The sequence below is a fragment of the Paenibacillus antibioticophila genome (assembly GCF_000455265.1).
GTDB classification, from domain to species: Bacteria; Bacillota; Bacilli; order Paenibacillales; family Paenibacillaceae; genus Fontibacillus; species Fontibacillus antibioticophila.
The window spans coordinates 402,496-419,259 of sequence record NZ_HG005142.1 but is presented as its reverse complement, the minus strand read 5'-3'; the positions used below and the strand labels follow the sequence as shown (position 1 = coordinate 419,259).

Genomic DNA, 16,764 nt, shown 5'->3' with positions numbered 1-16,764 from the left:
ATATTCCTCTTCTTGGACTTAACTTCTGCTATCTTCCGAATAGCAGTCGCGACTCAAAATCGAGTGGGAAACCGTGGAGGTTCGAGTCCTCTCGCCGGTATTACTTTACTTAGAGCAGTTCATTAGATTAAAAATCTAGTGGACTGTTTTTTATTTTTATTACTTCATTCATTCGGTTTGCGGAAGTGACCTTGGAACTGAATTCCAAGTGAGTATAGATGTTGGCTGTGGTGGAATAGACACTGTGACCCAGCCATTCTTGTACTTCTTTCATGCTAACGCCAATTGCTATGGCACGAACCCTACTGGTCATAGCCTATAGCATGCTGAAAAACAAAGAAGCTTACCTAGAAGGCCGACCCCAAAAACGAGCAAGTTAATTAGTTCTACCAACCCATAGATCGTCTAAACATGGACTCATGGAAATGGAGATCCCGGGCATTGTATTGCCCAAAAACAGAAATTCGTCCATTCATCTGGTTACCCTTATTTTCACAGAAAAACTGTCTGTAGGCCGCGAATAAGTTGTCCCGAGACGGCTCGCAGAACAAACATCGCATCATTGACGATCATATGATCAAACGCGTCATCCAGGGAGAATTGTCATGATTCTCCCTTTCTTCACACCATAGACCGGACAGCTTGGCCGTCACCAGCAGGACAACTTACGCCGTCAACCGCCGGTCATTATGTATTAGCAGTAACACTCCCAAACAGTAGCCGATTAGAGCGCTCTACATCCGCAATCGTAATGCCAACAACGGGTCCCAGCCCTTGTTCATCCAGGTGTCGAAGCAGTAAATGGAAGCAGTTTATTGTTCCCAGACCTATACATGGAATACCACATGAAGCGGACTAGATTCCCCGCCGCCATAATAAGTGAACACTACGTTGCTGCCAGTATTCAGTTGGGGCAGGACTTCGTTCAACGTTCCCCCATCTCTGTTTCATGCTTCATAGAATCGCCCTTGAAACTGTCAGTTTGGCTAATGCCTATTGATAATAAGGGACGGAATCCGCTAAATAATCATTTCCTGTCTTGACGCCGGGCCGGAGCAGCCGTATTGTACAAGTGACAAGAACTGACAATCGTAGGGAGATACATGCTCAAGAAGGGGGAAATATGAATACATTCAGAGCCTATGGCCGGCAGCTCGGACGGCAGATCGCCGGCAGGTATTACCGGATATCCATCAAACAGAGGATTCTGTTCTCGTTCATCGTGCTGATCACGCTGTCCATCGGTGCAATGGGCACCTTCTCGTATTGGATTGCTGCGCAGGAGATCGAGGACAATGCCTACGCCAGCAGCCGGGAGACTGTAAGCAAAACGGCACAGCTTCTGGATTCCCGCCTGAATGATGTAGCGCTGTCCGTGCAGTCCCTGATGCTGAGCGATGCGTACCGCAAGATGATGGTGGATGTGCTGAGCCATGAGGTCTCTAATTATTATGTACATCTGTCCGATCTGCAGTATGTACTCTCGCAGGCAACGTTCAATCAGCCGATCATTGAGAATGTGCTGATCGTTACCCCGATTGGCGATTTCTATCCCACAACGCAGATCCGGGTGCAGGACAACTCGTTCTACGGCTCGGAATTATATGATCTGAGTAAGGAGCAGCCGGGCGGCTACTGGGCCAAAGGACATTATGACCGGTTGTTCACGGGCAGCCAGCGGGTGGTCTCCTTCGTAGTCCGGGGAATTTATGAATACCCTTACACACCGATCAGCAATGTATTTATTGTGGTCAATATCAAGGAAAGCCGGATAGATGAGCTGCTGAATAAAGGGGCGGAACAAGCAGGATGGAATTATTACCTGGTGAGCGGGGAAGGAGAGGCGGTAGTGGAGTCCCGCTGGCCGTTCCGGGGCAGGTTCCCCTGGAAGCCGGTGCTTGCAGAAGCCGGAAATGGGGCCAATCCGCAGAATCACAACTACAGCTATGGCGGCAAGGAGTATCTGGTGAATTATGCAAGCTCAGCGGTATCACCCGACTGGATCATCTCCGGTATGCAGTCGCGGGAACAACTGCTGGGCAAGCTGCAGCGGGTGCAGCGCATTACCCTCTATGTCATCGTTGTCTTCCTGCTGGCGACTTGGCTGATCTCCAATCAACTGACATCTGTGCTGCTGAAGCCCCTGTTCAAGCTGCGGCGGCTGATGCGCAGAGTCGAAGAGAACCAGCTCAGTGTGGTGTATGAGAGCCGTTATGAGGACGAGATTGCCCAGGTCGGCTTTCAGTTCAACCGGATGATGTCGGAGATCAAGACGCTGATCGCGGATGTGAAGGCGAAGGAGAAGGACAAGCGCCATGCAGAGATCCGTGCCCTTACGGCGCAGATGGAGCCGCACTTTCTGTACAATACATTGAATACCATCTATTGCAAATCGGTCATGGGCGAGAATGACGATGTGAATGAGATGATCCTGTCGTTGTCGCAGATGTTCCAGATCGGGCTCAGCGGCGGCAAGGATCTGATTACCCTAGCGGATGAGCTGTCCCACATGCGGCAGTATTTCGCCATTCAGCAGAAATGCTATGAAGGACTGTTTGAATACACGGTGACGGTAGAGGACGAGGCCCTGCTGTCCTGCCTGCTGCCGAAGATTATCCTGCAGCCGGTGGTGGAGAACAGCATTCAGCATGGATTCAGCGACATGACAATAGGAGGCAGGATAGACATCACGGCCAACCGGGAGCAGGGGCTGCTGCATATTTGCATTACCGACAACGGACGGGGACTTGATGCTGCACGGGTCAAACAGGGGATGGTCAGGGCTCCGCAGTCAAGGAAAGGTTATGCCCTGTTCAACATCAGGCACCGGCTGGCCCTGTATTACGGGGACGAAGCCCGTATGGACGTTGGCGGCGAACCAGGTAAGGGATCACGGACAGATCTGTGGATTCCCGCAGAGGAGGAGAGTTGAAGGATGGACCGGAAGCTGGAGCCGGAAAGGTTCAAATTATGTGTAATCGACGATATCAAAAGTGTGGTGGAGATGGTCTCGCGCAAGCCGCCGTGGCAGGAGCACGGTATTGAGGTCACAGGTACGGCGCTTAACGGCGAAGCGGGCCTACAGATCATCCGCGAGACCCGGCCGGACATTGTGCTGACGGATATCCGGATGCCAAGAATGGACGGCCTGGAGATGACCCGGGCGATTCTGGAGGTGCTCCCGGACTGCAAGATTATTATCCTCAGTGCCTACTCGGAGTTCTCTTATGCCCAGGAAGCCATCCGGCTGGGGGCGCTTGATTTCGTGAAGAAGCCCTTTTCCCTGGAGGAGATTGTGAATGCAGTGCTGAAGGCCAGGGAGCTGTGCCGGGAGGAGCGTCAGGAGACCACCAGACTTGCTGTAATGGAGGCGAGAATCAGGGAAAGTCTGCCTATCCTCCGCCAGGAATATCTCACCTTCCTGCTGCACTATCAGACGACAGAAGCGGATGCCCGTTCCCGCTGGGCCTATCTTGATATCCCGCTGGACCAGCATAATTTCTTCGTGTTTGTCGCCGAGATCGATCATTTCGCGGAGAAGCTGAGCGGCCAGCCTGTGCAGGAGGTCGAGCTGCTAAGATTCAGCCTGCACAATATTCTCGAAGAGACGATTTCCGCCTGGACCCGCGGCGTTATTATCCGGGAGGCGACAGACCGGTACGTCTGTATCATGAACGGCTCGGACCCGGAGACCGCCGCGCTAATTACGGAGGCCTGCTGCACGAATGTAAGCCGCTTCTCGCGTCATACCATTTCAATTGGCGTGGGGCTAGGCACGGCGGCGATTCAGGAGCTGGGCACGGCGTACAGGCAGGCGCTTAGCGCGCTGGGGTATCATTTCTATACCGGGGGCAACGGGGTATATCATTACAGCAATATCGAGAATAAACCTCTCTCGCTCCACAGCTATTCCGCCGCCGCCGAGCAGGAGCTGCTGTTCGCCCTGCGTTCCGGCAATTCCGCCAAAAGCCTGCAGGTGCTGGACCAGTTGTTCGCGGAGCTGCTGGACAGCGGGCTTTTGCCTGAGCCGCGTTATGTTGAAAGTGTCGGCTATGAGCTGAGCTCCAGGATCTGCCGGGTTCTGCTGGAGCAGTTCCCTTACGGGCAGGTGGAGCCGCTGGAACTCAGAATTGCTGCCATGAAGAACCAGGTGCATCCTTCCCTTCAAGATATACGGGACCTGCTGTCCTGGCTATGCCGGGAGGCCTGTGCGCTGGTGGAGCAAGCCCGTTCTCTGGAGTCTACGCGGATTATCCGTCAGGCCGTCGAATATATCCATAGTCATCTGGACACGGGGCTGTCGCTGGAGCAGATGGCGAAGCAGATTAACCTTAGCCAGGGGTATTTCTCCAATCTGTTCAAGAAGGTGCAGGGAATTTCGTTTCAGCAGTATGTGATGCATGAGAAGATGGAGAAAGCCAAGGCGATGCTGATCAGCGGCCGGCAGGTTCAGGAGATCGCCCAGGATCTCGGGTATGAGCACAGGCGCTATTTCAGCGAGGTGTTCAAGAAATATACCGGCATGACCCCGTCCGAGTTCAAATTGGATTATCTTGGAAAAGAATAGGAATCAACAGGGGAGGGATTTCCGCAGGGCGGAGATTGCCTCCCTTATCTGTATAGAACTCCTGCAGAAATCTGCCCTTAATGTGGGCTTACCCGCCTTATCTGAATGAGCCTATCGAACTATAATCGAGTTGTAAGCGAATACAGCAGGGATAAATAAGGGGGCACTACCAATGATGAAGCGTATGCTAATGACATCTCTGAGCCTGGTCCTGGCACTTGGCTTGGCAGCCTGCGGCAACGGTAACAGTGGCGGCGGCAATGCAGCTGAAGGCAAGGGAGAAGGGACGACTGGCGGTTCGGGGGAAAAAACTAAAATCAGCTATTGGACAGGCGACCGCCATGATGCGGATTTCGTGAAGGAGAAGGTAGCCGAGTTCAACGCATCCAATCCCGACGGGATTGAGGTGGAGTTGGTCGTTAAGGGCGACGACTTCGATACCGCGCTCGATCTGTCCTTCCAGACCTCCGATGCACCGGATGTGATCCGGGTGAAGGAGAATACCATCCAGACCTTCTACAAAAAAGGCTTTCTCGCTCCGATTGACGAGTTTCTGAACGATGAGCTGAAGGCGAAATTCCCGGCCATGCCGGATCTGAATGAATTCGACGGCAAGCGTTACAGTCTGCCGAACTATGGAACGACCATGCGTCTGGTGTACAACAAGGATCTGTTCGCCAAAGCGGGCATTGAACATCCGCCGACTACCCTGCAGGAACTGGTGGATACAGCCAAGAAATTGACAGAAGCCGGCAAAGCGGACGGCGCTTACGGCTTCGCCCTTAACTTCAAGAGCCCCGGAAGTGCGTTCGCACGTTCGGCACGGGTGGTTGCGGAGATGAGCGGCTATGGCGGCTTCGGGTATGATTTTAAGACAGCCCGCTACGACTTCAGCGGCTTCGAGCCGATCATCAATGCCTTTAAGCAGATCAGGGACGACGGCAGCATGCTGCCGGGTGTAGAATCGCTGGATATTGATCCGCTGCGGGCGCAGTTTGCGGAAGGCAAGATCGGAATGTATATGTCCTACTCCTCAGAGCCTGGCGTCTACAAGAATCAGTTCCCTGCCAAGATTGACTGGGCGGCCGCTCCGGTTCCTACCATCGACGGCACCGTGAAGGGGGCTTCCGGCTTCCTCGGGGGCCAATGGCTGGCGCTGAGCTCGAAATCAGAGCATAAAGAAGCAGCCTGGAAGTTCATGGAGTTCATGTACGGCGATCAGGTGCTGACGGATTATCAGGAAAAAGGCTTCGGCATCTCCATGGTTCCGTCCATCAGCGCAGCAGCCAAGACACCGGATGTGAACGGCATCGAAGGCTTCCTGCCGAACAAGTACGATGGGGTGTGGCCGGTCTATCCGTCTGTAGCACCGGAAGGAATGAAATCGGATGACGCCTTCTTCAAATATATGCTGAACGGCGGCGACCTGAAGGTGGTTATCGCTGATCTGAACAAACGCTATAACGCTGCACTGGACAGTGTGATTACGAATGACGGCATAAAGGCTGAGCCGGATACCGGCTTTGATCCCGCCGCTCTGGGCGGCAAGTTCGCCAAGTAGACAGAAGGTTAGGGATAGAGATATAGGCCGGGATAGCGGGGGATGAGGGAGCAACACCCTCATCCCTCTGCTCTGGTCGTAAAAGAAAGGAGCCGGAAGAAACCAGATGAACAAGACGAAACATGCCTTATTTTCATACAGTTTTATCTTTCCAAGTGCCTTGCTCACATTGGTTCTCGGGATTTACCCGATTGCCTGGGCGTTCCGCTATATGTTCTATGATTACAAAGGGTTCGGAACGGCGCGGTTTACCGGTCTGGCCAATTTCAGCCGCATTCTGAAGGACACCCAGTTCTGGGATTCGGTGGTGAATACATTTGTCTATGCTGGCGGCAAGCTGCTGATCACCATTCCGCTGGCCCTGCTGCTGGCAGTCATATTGAACCGGGGGCTGCGGGGCAGACAACTGCTGCGGGGGATTTTCTTCATGCCGACCGTCATCAGTACCGCTGTAATGGCCGTAGTCTTCTTCACGATTTTCAACTCATATAACGGGATTCTCAACCAGTTTCTGATCCGCCTGGGCCTCTCCGATTCCGGTGTGGACTGGTTGGGGCCGAAATATGCCATGCTCACCGTCATTCTGGTTGCGGCCTGGGGGGCGGTCGGCAATTATATGCTGCTCTTCCTCGCCGGTCTGCAGAATATTCCGGAGGATGTGTATGAGGCGTCTTCCCTGGACGGGGCAGGCAGAATCCAGCAGTTCCGCTATGTCACCCTGCCGATGCTCGGACCTGTGATGCAGATGGTTATTATGCTGGCGATCATTACAGCCCTGAAGGGCTACGAGAGCATCATGGTACTGACTGAAGGTGGTCCCGTAGGCAAGACGGAGGTCATGTTCCTGTATTTGTACAAATTATTTTTCCCTGTCGGCGGAAGCAGCGCGGCGGTTCAGGTCCAGGAGTTCGGATACGGCAGTGCGGTCGCCTTTGTGTCTGCGGTCATTGTAGGGATGATATCACTCATTTATTTCTACGCATCCAGACGCATGAATCAGACCGATTGAGGAGAGAGGCTATTATGAGACTAAGAACCATCCTGGGCAATATCATCCTGTGGATTTTTTTGCTGGCTGTTGCTTTTATTACGCTGATTCCGGTCGTTATCACCATCCTGGGCTCCTTCAAGACGAATGCTGAGCTTACTGCGGGAGCGACCTTTCTGCCGGCGAGCTGGCACTTCTCGAACTATGCCGAAGCCTGGGCGCAGGCCAATTTCTCCAGGTATACCCTGAACAGCCTGATTGTCTCCCTGGCGGCGGTGGTCGGCACGCTGCTGGTATCATCCATGGCGGCTTATGTGGTGGACCGGATGGATTTTGCCGGCAAAAAGTTGTATATCGGACTGCAATCCTTCACCATGTTCGTGGCTGTAGGGGCGGTCGTGCTGCGTCCGCAGTTCGATCTGATGGTTAAGCTTCATCTGCACAGCAGCCTGTGGGGCGTTATATTGATTCTGATCTCCGCCCATGCTTCGATCTTCTTCATTCTCTCCAGCTTCATGAAGGGGATTCCCCGCGAGCTGGACGAGGCGGCGCTGATGGACGGCAGCTCTCCCGTCCGGACCTTCTGGCGGATCATTCTGCCGCTGCTCGGACCCGGACTTGGCGTAGGTGCCCTGTTCACCTTCCGCGGCGCGTGGAATGAATATCTGCTGCCGCTCGTGTTCACGATGACGAAGCCGGAGTTGCAGACGCTGACCGTCGGGCTGGCGAACCTGAAATACGGGATTTCGGCCGCTGCTCAGACCCACTATATGATGGCGGGCGCCTGCTTGTCCATTCTGCCGATTCTCGTGGCCTATCTGTTCGCCAACAAATCCTTCATGCAGATGACGGCCGGTTCCCTCAAAGGGTAGCGGTCCGGCCCTGCGCAACCCATATTCCATATTTAACATTCAAGGAGGTACACCCCATGACTCAACACGCTCCGGCGATTCTGCAATCTGCCCCGTTCATCCGGCGGTATCCGGGCAATCCGGTGCTGGATGCAACGAAGGTTCCTTACCCCACCGCACTGGTATTCAATGCCGGTGTAACGAAATTTAACGGCAAGTATGTGATGATCTTCCGTAATGATTACGGCTCACTGGTCGATCAGACGCTTGAGCCGCACCACACCACGGATCTCGGCATTGCTTACAGTGACGACGGGCTGAGCTGGACCGCCGGCCCGAAGCCAGTGTTCAAAATGCATGACGAGGAAATTATCCGCGCCTACGACCCGCGCCTGACCGTGATCGGCGACCGTTGTTATATGTGTTTTGCCGTGGATACGAACCATGGCATCCGCGGCGGAATTGCCGTTACCGATGATCTGGAACACTTCGAGGTGCTCAGCCTGTCTACACCGGACCTGCGCAATATGGTACTGTTTCCCGAGTTGATCGGCGGCAAGTATGTCCGGCTGGAGCGTCCCTTCACGGTATACAGCCGCGGCGGCCGGGACCGCTTCGATGCCTGGATCTCCGAGTCGCCGGACCTTGCGCATTGGGGCAACTCCAGCCTACTGCTCGCCGTTGAGCAGGTGCCGTTTGCCAATGACAAGGTCGGCCCGGCCGCACCTCCGGTCCGGACGGATAAGGGCTGGCTGACCACCTTCCATGCGGTGGATGTGGACCCGGCCAGAGGCAAGCACGGTTGGGAGGACACCTGGAAGAAGCGCTATACCGCCGGAATTATGCTGCTGGATCTGGAGGACCCCCGCAAGGTGATCGGCATGAGCAGGCAGCCGCTGCTGGCACCGGAGACAGACTATGAGATTGCCGGGGGCTTCCGCAATCATGTGATTTTTCCGGGAGGGATGATTCTGGAGGATGACGGCGAGGTCAAGATCTATTACGGCTCTGCGGATACGGTGGAATGTCTGGCAACGGCCCATGTGGACGATCTGCTCCGGCTCTGTCTGGAGCCGGAGCATAGATAAGATTGGAAGCAGGCTGAGGGCGGAAATGCGGAGTAACTGATGACAGAGTATTTTATGAAAATATGAAAGAGGTGTTTATTTATGCTAAAAAAGTTAAGGTTATTAAGTTTGATTGTTTGTATGCTCGTCAGTATTTTAGCGATCGTTCCTTTGACAGCAAGCGCGGCGGGTACAGTTGTAAGCTATCCGTTACCGTCGATCTATACCACGACCAGTCAATACACGGTAACAGCAGACTCTACCAATATACCGGTAATCGACACTTCGGAGGTGTTTGTAAACTATAATTATTGTAATTTCTCTTTTTCAGGTACGACTACCATCACAATAACGGCAAGCGAGCCAATCAATACCTATAATATTTCTCCCAAAGCTTTTGGAATCCCTGCAACAAAGAGCGGAAATACCCTTACCTTTACACTTTCATCACCAACCTATCTTATCGTTAAGATCAATAACTTGAAAGATCTGGTTATTGCGGCAGATGCTCTTGAAACCAATGTTCCGGCTTCATCCGGTACAGGGATATACAATGTTAAAACCGGGTACGGCGCTGACAGTACCGGTGCCACTTTGGCTACAACTGCCATACAAAACGCCATAAATGCGGCTAACGCAGCAGGTGGCGGTATCGTATACGTTCCAGCCGGAGTTTACAAGAGCGGAAACCTTGTTCTAAAAAGCAATGTTTCGGTTTATCTGGAGGGTGGTTCTGTTATAAGGGGTTCAGGAAATCCAAGCGATTACACTACTCATTTTCATAAGAATTCTCTGAATAAGGATGGAACATGGTTTATTTATACCGAAACCAATGCAAACAATATTAAGATATACGGCAGGGGGACTATTGACGGCAATGGTCATTATATGAGAAATACAAACAATTATTTGAACAATATTCTTGTACCCTTGCAGTGCAGCAACTTCACGGTTGACGGCATAACCATAAGAGACAGCGGTGGCTGGGCTACAATCGTTACAAGATCTAATAACGTAACCTTCCAGAATACAAAGCACTTCAACAACAATGAACTTGATTATGAAAATGATGCAATAGACATTCAAGAGAGCCAGAATGTACTCATAAAGCACACGGTAGCCGTATCGGAGGATGACACCTACTCATTTAAGACATGGGATGTAGCAACTACGGATATAGCTGCAAACTGGCCGGGAAGTCCTGAAAAACAGTCAAATGTAGTTGTGGATGATGCTTTGGCTTGGAGCAGATGTGGAGCATTCAAGGTTGGAGATGGAGTGAAACAGCTTCAGGATGGTATCGTTGTTAAAAACTCTTATGTATACAGATGCTGGCGCGCTTTAGCGGTAGGTCATCTTTATGGGACTCCGGCAGCACAAAACATCATATTTGACAATATAGATGTAGAAGGCTTCTGGCCAAGATCCGGTGTTCACTCCAGGTGGTTTGATCTTTCTGCAAAAAGCGGTCCGATCAAAAATGTGGTCTATAATAATATCAATTTACGCGCTTTAGGTGAAGTTTCCATAATGAAGGGTTGGAGTGACACATCTACTGTCTCCGGAGTTACAATAAACAATGTTCGCGTCGGTGGAGTTGCGGCAACTACACTCGCAGAATTGAAAATAACAGATACGAACAGCTATGCTGCAGCTCCCAAATTCAACACATTGAAATTTGAAGCGGAAGGTTATAACCTTAGCTCAGGTGTTATACACTATGAGGCAAGCACTGATGGTGGGCTGGATGTTGGCGGAGGGAGCAATGGCGACTATATCGCATTTAAAAATGTAGACTTTGGCAGTACAGCTAAAACAAGTATTGATTTGAAGGTTGCATCCGCTAATTCCGGCGGAAGGATCGAATTCCACTTGGACAGTCCTACAGGCCCTATGCTGGGTTATTGGACGGCAGAAAGCACAGGCGGATGGCAGAAATGGTCCGTCAAGAATATCCCGCTTAATGCCGGGACAGCTGTAGGAACCCATACGGTATATGTTACTTTTGTTAAGTCAGATTCAAGCACAGTTGCTAATTTAACTTGGTTCCAGTTCAAATAGAATGGAAACCCTAAAGTTTTTTCTACGACTGACCAACTAACACAAAAAAACAGCAAGTCTCCTAAGTGAAATAGGGACTTGCTGTTTGAGGTTTCAAAGTTAGGCCTTGGAACCATGAACTTCGGAGTACCTGAACGCGGTAATACTCCATGTTCTCTGGATGAGGAGCAAAGCAAACCGATTATTAAGAAGGCCCTCGAATCGGGCAACAACTTTTTCAGTATCGCCAACATGTTCCTGACGACCCCCGTTCACCACTGATCTGGCGTTTCCGCATCGCAGACCTGAAGCTTCTCCGGCATGAGTACGCCGACCCTTGTGGTGGCGGGGGACCATGATCAATCCCTACTGTCCACTCGTGCCCCGGAAAGCTCTGGAGGGGGGAGCCAATTTGTTAGTTCGCATCGAATCCAAGTAAGAACCTAAGGCGTGATTAAAGCGATTCAAAGAAAGGGTCATCCAGCAAAAGGATGGCCCTAAAACTTGCCGTTACAGACAGCGCGGGGCGTATCATAAGTGACGACGAAAAATGGGGATCCCAAGTACTAAGGAGCAGATTAGCTTGATGAGCATGTGGCGGGACCCGTTAACTCTGTAACCAGGTCGAATGGCGTAAAAAATTTAAGACTTCACTTTTTCCGAAATATTCCGCTTGATGGCGATCTCTTTGTTATACCTTTCCCCCCAATCTCTCATAAGCATAATAATTGGTTGTAAAGTAAGGCCGAACTCAGTTAACGAATATTCTACCTTTGGCGGAACTTCTCTATAGATTTCCCTGTGCACTAATCCATCTTTTTCTAATTCACGAAGCTGAAGGGTCAACATCCGCTGTGTGATGTCAGGCATTAGTCTGCGAAATTCATTAAAACGCTTTGTTCCTGAAAGTAAATGATATAAAATAACTCCTTTCCATTTCCCCCCGATTACTTCTAGCGTTGCTTCCACGGGGCATCCGTAGGGGTTAGGACAAGCTGAGTATTGGTTATAGTGATTTTTCATTGGTATACCTCCATCAATCATTAGTATAAAAAAGAATACTATGCAACAAAATTGTGCGTTCTTACGAAAAATAATCCTTTGTACTATTATAACAAATATAACGGCATGAAAAACTATCGACTCTCTTTTTGATGTCGGTTAGAAACTTTACAGAAACTATACGAAAGGATGAAATAATCATGGCAACTATAAAAGCTGTAGGTTTGTATCGTTATCTACCTATTGATAATTCAGAAAGCTTATTAGATTTACAGCTGGAAAAGCCACGTGCTGCGGGTCGGGATTTACTCGTTCGCGTAAAAGCTGTGGCAGTTAATCCAGTTGATTATAAGGTTCGATCACCCAAAGAAAAGGTAGAGGACAACCCTAAAATTTTAGGTTGGGACGTGGCAGGAATTGTTGAAGAAGTGGGACCAGAGTGCACGTTATTTAAACCAGGTGATGAGGTCTATTACGCTGGTGACATCACTCGGCAAGGTGGTAATAGTGAATTTCATCTTGTTGACGAAAGGATTGTAGGAAAAAAACCAAGATCTTTGGACTTTGCACAAGCTGCTGCTCTACCATTAACAACAATTACTGCCTATGAAGCACTATTTGATCGTATGAATATTAGTCGTGATTCAAACGAAAATAAGAATAAAACACTTTTAATTATTGGCGCTGCAGGTGGGGTTGGCTCCATAGCTATTCAATTAGCGAAACAGGTGGGATTGACTGTTATTGGAACTGCCTCCAGACCTGAATCGATTGCTTGGGCAAAAGAACAAGGGGCTGACCATACCATTAATCATTTTGAGGAGTTCGTTCCACAATTAAAGCAGGTGGGATTTGAAATAGTCCATTACATTCTCTGTCTTAACGCAACAGAGAAGCATTGGGCAAATATGGCGAAAGTTATTGCTCCCCAAGGGAAAATTTGCTCCATTGTCGAAACAGACGTGCCTCTTCATCTAACATTACTAAAAGACAAAAGTGTAACCTTTGTTTGGGAATTGATGTTTACAAGACCTATGTTTCAGACGGAAGATATGATCGAACAACATAAGCTCTTAAACGAAGTTGCTGATTTAATTGATAGTCAAATAATAAAAACTACACTAAACAAACGTCTCTCACCCATAAATGCTGAGAATTTGCGAAGAGCTCATTCATTACTAGAGACCGGCAAATCTATTGGGAAAATTGTTGTAGAAGATTTTTAATATAAGGAAAAAGCTGCACTGCCTCAACGCCAGCGGCCCGGCTCCGCTTTCCATCTCCGCAAGGGTAACCTTGATTTTACAAGGCTTTTCGCGGGGCGGGGAGACGTCTAAGATTCTGCAACTGCTTCGCCATCTTGATGGCGTCGGCGTTTTCGCCCGCAATGGGTCGACCCGATCAGCGCGGGCAAGTGCGTACTCTAGTCTATTGCTTATAAGGTAAAATCACGATTCATTGCTTAGTTTTTTAGACAGACGAATGCGCAAGGCTGCGCAAATGGCCGCCAAAATAGCAGGGTGGGCGGTGCGCAACGTAGTAAGCCAACTACCGACAACACAACGTTGATTGTTCTTACCATTTTTTAATCCCCTGTAACAGAAGTAGGGGGCAAGCAGAACATGAAGAAACGGTTCATTAGGCATGATGTTGCCATGAAGATAAAGAAACGGACTCGCTCTGTTCTACCTGATTCCGTTTGTCATGGGAGTGTTCTATTCTTCGTGGACAATTCGGTAGATCGTCATTTTGTGGGATGGAAAATTACTGCGAATTGCTTGCGAGCAGGTCCTTCCGTAAGGCAGCATTCAATACGTTTTATTTCAGCGCGGTGGGCGTTCCGCTTATTAGTGAAGATTAAAAGCCGAAACGCTGACAAAGGTGTTAAGCAATCTTTGGAAGGGTAAAGACAAGTTCGTTAGTCCAATGCTGCATCAACTGATGTTTTCGCCAGTGAAGATGAATAATGTCGAGACATTCCAACATGGGTGGGTTGGCTGATCGAGCATAACGATCGGCTGGAGAGCACCGTCCGGAGGAGCTATATGAAATATTTGATGCAAGGCACGGGTAAACCATAAGTGGGCACGAGCTTTTGCTTGTTTGCTTCATACTCTGCTTCTGTATCCGGTAAATTAATAATGTAGTAGAATGATGTAGTGCAACAAATTAAGCATATGAAGGAGGAACAAGCATGCGTCCAGAATTTCAAATAAAGGGTATTGGACAAGTATCGATTCGTGTACATAATATGGAGGCCGCTACTCAATTTTATCGAGATATTTTAGGACTCCAACTCTTGTTTCAAGTGCCTAACATGACTTTTTTTGAATGCAATGGGATACAAATTGTATTGAGCATTGCAGAGAATGCCCAATTTGATCATCCTAGCTCTGTGTTTTATTTCAATGTCGATCATATTCATTCAGCTTATGAAGCGTTAACGAGAAAGCAGGTGCAGTTTTTGGACAAGCCTCATAAAGTTGTCGACACAGGACAAACGGAAACGTGGATGACTTTCTTCTATGACCCTGATCAAAATGTACATGCATTAATGAGCATCATTCCCACCTTGCTCAATGATTGACGAACATACGAAGAATCTGAGTAATGCTTTGCGCTTCTTTGTCTGCTCCAGACAGGTGTTCCATGCAATTTACTGAATGAAAGACACCGCCGTTTCCGTAAGTCGTAATCAGGAAGCCGTCTGGAACATTTCGCCTCTTTGGTGTGTCTGAAAGTTGAGGTGAACGATTTGATGAATAAAATGTATATTGGTTTGCTGGGAGCTGTCGTCACATTCTTTTCTGCTACTGGTTGCTCTTCGCTTTTAGCGATCGATGATTTTTCGGAATCCAATACTCATCACGTGCATGCAGAAGCCGAAATAGAATCATTTGAAGCATCCATTCCTGTTGAACAGGAGCAAACAAACGAAGGGGACGTAAAGGAGGCTCCCGATCAGCTAACAGGATTTGTTGAAAATGAGATCATGCGTGTGAGCCTGTTGGCGCAGCTGGAGTCGGATCGAACGAATTATAAGACCACAATTGAATTTCATAACAAGTCAGGAAAATCGGTGGATTTGATTTTTGATTGCGGTCTTTTACTTTCAAATGATCATTTTGCTGTTAAAACAGGACCGTGTCCAGCGGTGGAATCGATGCTCTTAAAGAAAAACGGGCGGGAATCCGTATCTGTCTCTTTGCCGAGGGTATTTTTCGATGTTGCGGACAACTTGATCACGATTCGATATCGTCAGGACTGTAGCCCTAATGACTTGGAAATCCAACTGGAGGCATCGAATACGGAGTCTGTGAACGGGCCCAAATAGAAGTCGCTGAGCTTTCCGGCTTTCATGCAGCTCTTGGCGAATCGGGCCTGTTCTTTTGTCGGCTCAAAACAGAAATTGGAGCTTAAAAATGATGCGAGCGGAAGGTTGGGCGGACAAACCTGCAAATCTGCAGTTTTTTCGAAGGATTTACGTGTTTAGCCCAAAAGCCTGCAAAAGTGCAGGGATTTTTAGGATTTGAGTCAATCGGTGTGTGGGTGGAAATAGACCGATTGAGACTCAAAAACTGCACTTTTGCAGGATTTTCATACCATTGGCAGAATGCGCACGAAATCGTCAAGCATCGATTTTTAGGTTGAGCCCTTTTACCTCGCTTGAAATTTCCAAATTTGCAGTATGCCGGCTCCTTCGCTGCTGCGTGCGCCGGATACTGCGAATTGCCGGGTATCTTCGGGAGCAACGGACACCGTAAATTGCCTGGCATCTTTCGCGGCACGGGATACGGCCGATATCGAGGTCCCGTCTCCTTGCGACAGCAGGAGGGGGGCGCTTAAGCCGCGGCTTCCAGCGAAGACTTTGCCTTGGACTGTAAGGGCAAAGGCGCCTTCTCCAAGACATACGAGCCGGGCCGTATCCGTTGGGTGGGGAGTCACTGGGATCGGGTAGCTGCGCGACTCAACCCCGCCCATTTCCACGGCATAATGATCTTGTTCCGCAATTAATGCGGAGGTTTCGTCCTTCCAGGCATCCCAGGCAAGGACGCGCTCCTTGATTGCGGTAAATCCGACCTCGAGGTCCGTAAGCACGTATAGCTTGCCGGAGCGTCCGACGGCCCACACCCGATCGCCATCGGCGATCAGTTGCTTGCAAGGCTCGTCGGGTAAGCGGGTTACGGCACGGACCCGAATCCCGGCAGGATTCGCCGCCGCCTCCCACAGCCAACCATCCGCTGCGGCCAATACCCTGTCACCGGCCGTAGAGGCAAGAGCTTCGACCGCATGATCAAAGGCGTGAACGGCTTGCGGCCAAGCTCCGTCCTCCAGCCGCACGAAGCGCCAAGGGTCGGACAGGGAGGAGCAGCCAAGATGCTTGTCCCAGGAAATCCAGACCCAATCTTGGCCTGCGACAATCCCGGATAACGGCGGCCCGATATGCAAAGTTCCGAGTACGGCGCGGGTTTTGGGCTCCGCCTCCCAGGAGAATCCGTCCTCCGTGGCCACAAGATAGCGGTCCCGTTGCAAAGGGACCAGACCATAAGGCAAAGCGGCGGTTTCGCCGGCGAAGCTTTCCCCGACCAGGACGAGTTCATCCGTTGTCATTGTTGGAAAATTACCGGCCACGCTGGCCCTCTTCGCCGATGGAACCGGCCCGGCGGCGACCCGCTTAGCGCCGTTTT

General features: G+C 50.2%; 12 protein-coding genes and 1 pseudogene. 11 read left to right on the top strand and 2 right to left on the bottom strand.

The annotated features are described in order from the left end of the window. Window positions 1-1,123: 1,123 nt before the first annotated feature. The 8 genes and pseudogenes from TX85_RS22300 to TX85_RS27825 all read left to right on the top strand — a co-directional run. Window positions 1,124-2,932, top strand: coding sequence for a cache domain-containing sensor histidine kinase (locus tag TX85_RS22300; RefSeq protein ID WP_044482056.1), 1,809 nt, complete (start codon window positions 1,124-1,126; stop codon window positions 2,930-2,932). 3 nt (window positions 2,933-2,935) lie between these two features. After that, complete coding sequence (locus TX85_RS22295) at window positions 2,936-4,567, top strand: response regulator (RefSeq protein WP_044482055.1); 1,632 nt, start codon at window positions 2,936-2,938, stop codon at window positions 4,565-4,567. Between the two features lie 172 nt (window positions 4,568-4,739). Next, window positions 4,740-6,128 (top strand): ABC transporter substrate-binding protein, encoded by a 1,389-nt coding sequence (locus tag TX85_RS22290; protein WP_044482054.1) that lies wholly within the window; start codon window positions 4,740-4,742, stop codon window positions 6,126-6,128. A gap of 106 nt (window positions 6,129-6,234) precedes the next feature. Beyond that, window positions 6,235-7,137 (top strand): carbohydrate ABC transporter permease, encoded by a 903-nt coding sequence (locus TX85_RS22285; RefSeq protein WP_018751892.1) that lies wholly within the window; start codon window positions 6,235-6,237, stop codon window positions 7,135-7,137. Window positions 7,138-7,151: 14 nt separating this feature from the next. Then, entirely contained in the window at window positions 7,152-7,988 is an 837-nt protein-coding gene (locus TX85_RS22280) for a carbohydrate ABC transporter permease (RefSeq protein ID WP_049895169.1), read from the top strand. 56 nt (window positions 7,989-8,044) lie between these two features. Beyond that, on the top strand, window positions 8,045-9,055 hold the full coding sequence (locus TX85_RS22275; protein WP_044482052.1) for a glycoside hydrolase family 130 protein: 1,011 nt from the start codon (window positions 8,045-8,047) through the stop codon (window positions 9,053-9,055). 81 nt (window positions 9,056-9,136) lie between these two features. Then, on the top strand, window positions 9,137-11,095 hold the full coding sequence (locus TX85_RS22270) for a carbohydrate-binding protein (protein WP_071784241.1): 1,959 nt from the start codon (window positions 9,137-9,139) through the stop codon (window positions 11,093-11,095). A gap of 114 nt (window positions 11,096-11,209) precedes the next feature. Further along, window positions 11,210-11,332, top strand: a pseudogene (locus tag TX85_RS27825) (aldo/keto reductase); the annotation flags it as partial. Window positions 11,333-11,716: 384 nt separating this feature from the next. On the opposite strand, the gene TX85_RS22265 reads toward TX85_RS27825, so the two are convergent. Continuing rightward, a complete protein-coding gene (locus TX85_RS22265; protein WP_044482051.1) occupies window positions 11,717-12,097 on the bottom strand; it encodes a winged helix-turn-helix transcriptional regulator in 381 nt (126 codons plus the stop codon). Window positions 12,098-12,276: 179 nt separating this feature from the next. Here TX85_RS22265 and TX85_RS22260 point away from each other — a divergent pair, with 179 nt between their 5' ends. The 3 genes from TX85_RS22260 (at window position 12,277) to TX85_RS22245 (ending at window position 15,410) form a co-directional block, all read left to right on the top strand. Beyond that, window positions 12,277-13,302 carry a zinc-binding alcohol dehydrogenase family protein gene (locus TX85_RS22260; RefSeq protein ID WP_044482050.1) on the top strand — a complete coding sequence of 342 codons (1,026 nt, stop codon included), beginning with the start codon at window positions 12,277-12,279 and terminating at the stop codon, window positions 13,300-13,302. Between the two features lie 968 nt (window positions 13,303-14,270). Then, window positions 14,271-14,663 (top strand): VOC family protein, encoded by a 393-nt coding sequence (locus tag TX85_RS22250; RefSeq protein WP_044482048.1) that lies wholly within the window; start codon window positions 14,271-14,273, stop codon window positions 14,661-14,663. A gap of 171 nt (window positions 14,664-14,834) precedes the next feature. Continuing rightward, on the top strand, window positions 14,835-15,410 hold the full coding sequence (locus TX85_RS22245; RefSeq protein ID WP_044482047.1) for a hypothetical protein: 576 nt from the start codon (window positions 14,835-14,837) through the stop codon (window positions 15,408-15,410). Window positions 15,411-15,733: 323 nt separating this feature from the next. On the opposite strand, the gene TX85_RS22240 is transcribed toward TX85_RS22245, so the two are convergent. Next, window positions 15,734-16,764 (bottom strand): hypothetical protein (locus TX85_RS22240; RefSeq protein ID WP_158297368.1); only part of this gene is annotated, 1,031 nt, incomplete at its 5' end.

Coding starts and splice junctions, on each gene's coding strand:
- TX85_RS22275 (WP_044482052.1), top strand. CDS start 8,045: ATGACTCAACACGCTCCGGCGATTCTGCAATCTGCCCCGTTCATCCGG.
- TX85_RS22285 (WP_018751892.1), top strand. CDS start 6,235: ATGAACAAGACGAAACATGCCTTATTTTCATACAGTTTTATCTTTCCA.
- TX85_RS22290 (WP_044482054.1), top strand. CDS start 4,740: ATGATGAAGCGTATGCTAATGACATCTCTGAGCCTGGTCCTGGCACTT.
- TX85_RS22280 (WP_049895169.1), top strand. CDS start 7,152: ATGAGACTAAGAACCATCCTGGGCAATATCATCCTGTGGATTTTTTTG.
- TX85_RS22245 (WP_044482047.1), top strand. CDS start 14,835: ATGAATAAAATGTATATTGGTTTGCTGGGAGCTGTCGTCACATTCTTT.
- TX85_RS22300 (WP_044482056.1), top strand. CDS start 1,124: ATGAATACATTCAGAGCCTATGGCCGGCAGCTCGGACGGCAGATCGCC.
- TX85_RS22250 (WP_044482048.1), top strand. CDS start 14,271: ATGCGTCCAGAATTTCAAATAAAGGGTATTGGACAAGTATCGATTCGT.
- TX85_RS22265 (WP_044482051.1), bottom strand. CDS start 12,097: ATGAAAAATCACTATAACCAATACTCAGCTTGTCCTAACCCCTACGGA.
- TX85_RS22260 (WP_044482050.1), top strand. CDS start 12,277: ATGGCAACTATAAAAGCTGTAGGTTTGTATCGTTATCTACCTATTGAT.
- TX85_RS22295 (WP_044482055.1), top strand. CDS start 2,936: ATGGACCGGAAGCTGGAGCCGGAAAGGTTCAAATTATGTGTAATCGAC.
- TX85_RS22270 (WP_071784241.1), top strand. CDS start 9,137: ATGCTAAAAAAGTTAAGGTTATTAAGTTTGATTGTTTGTATGCTCGTC.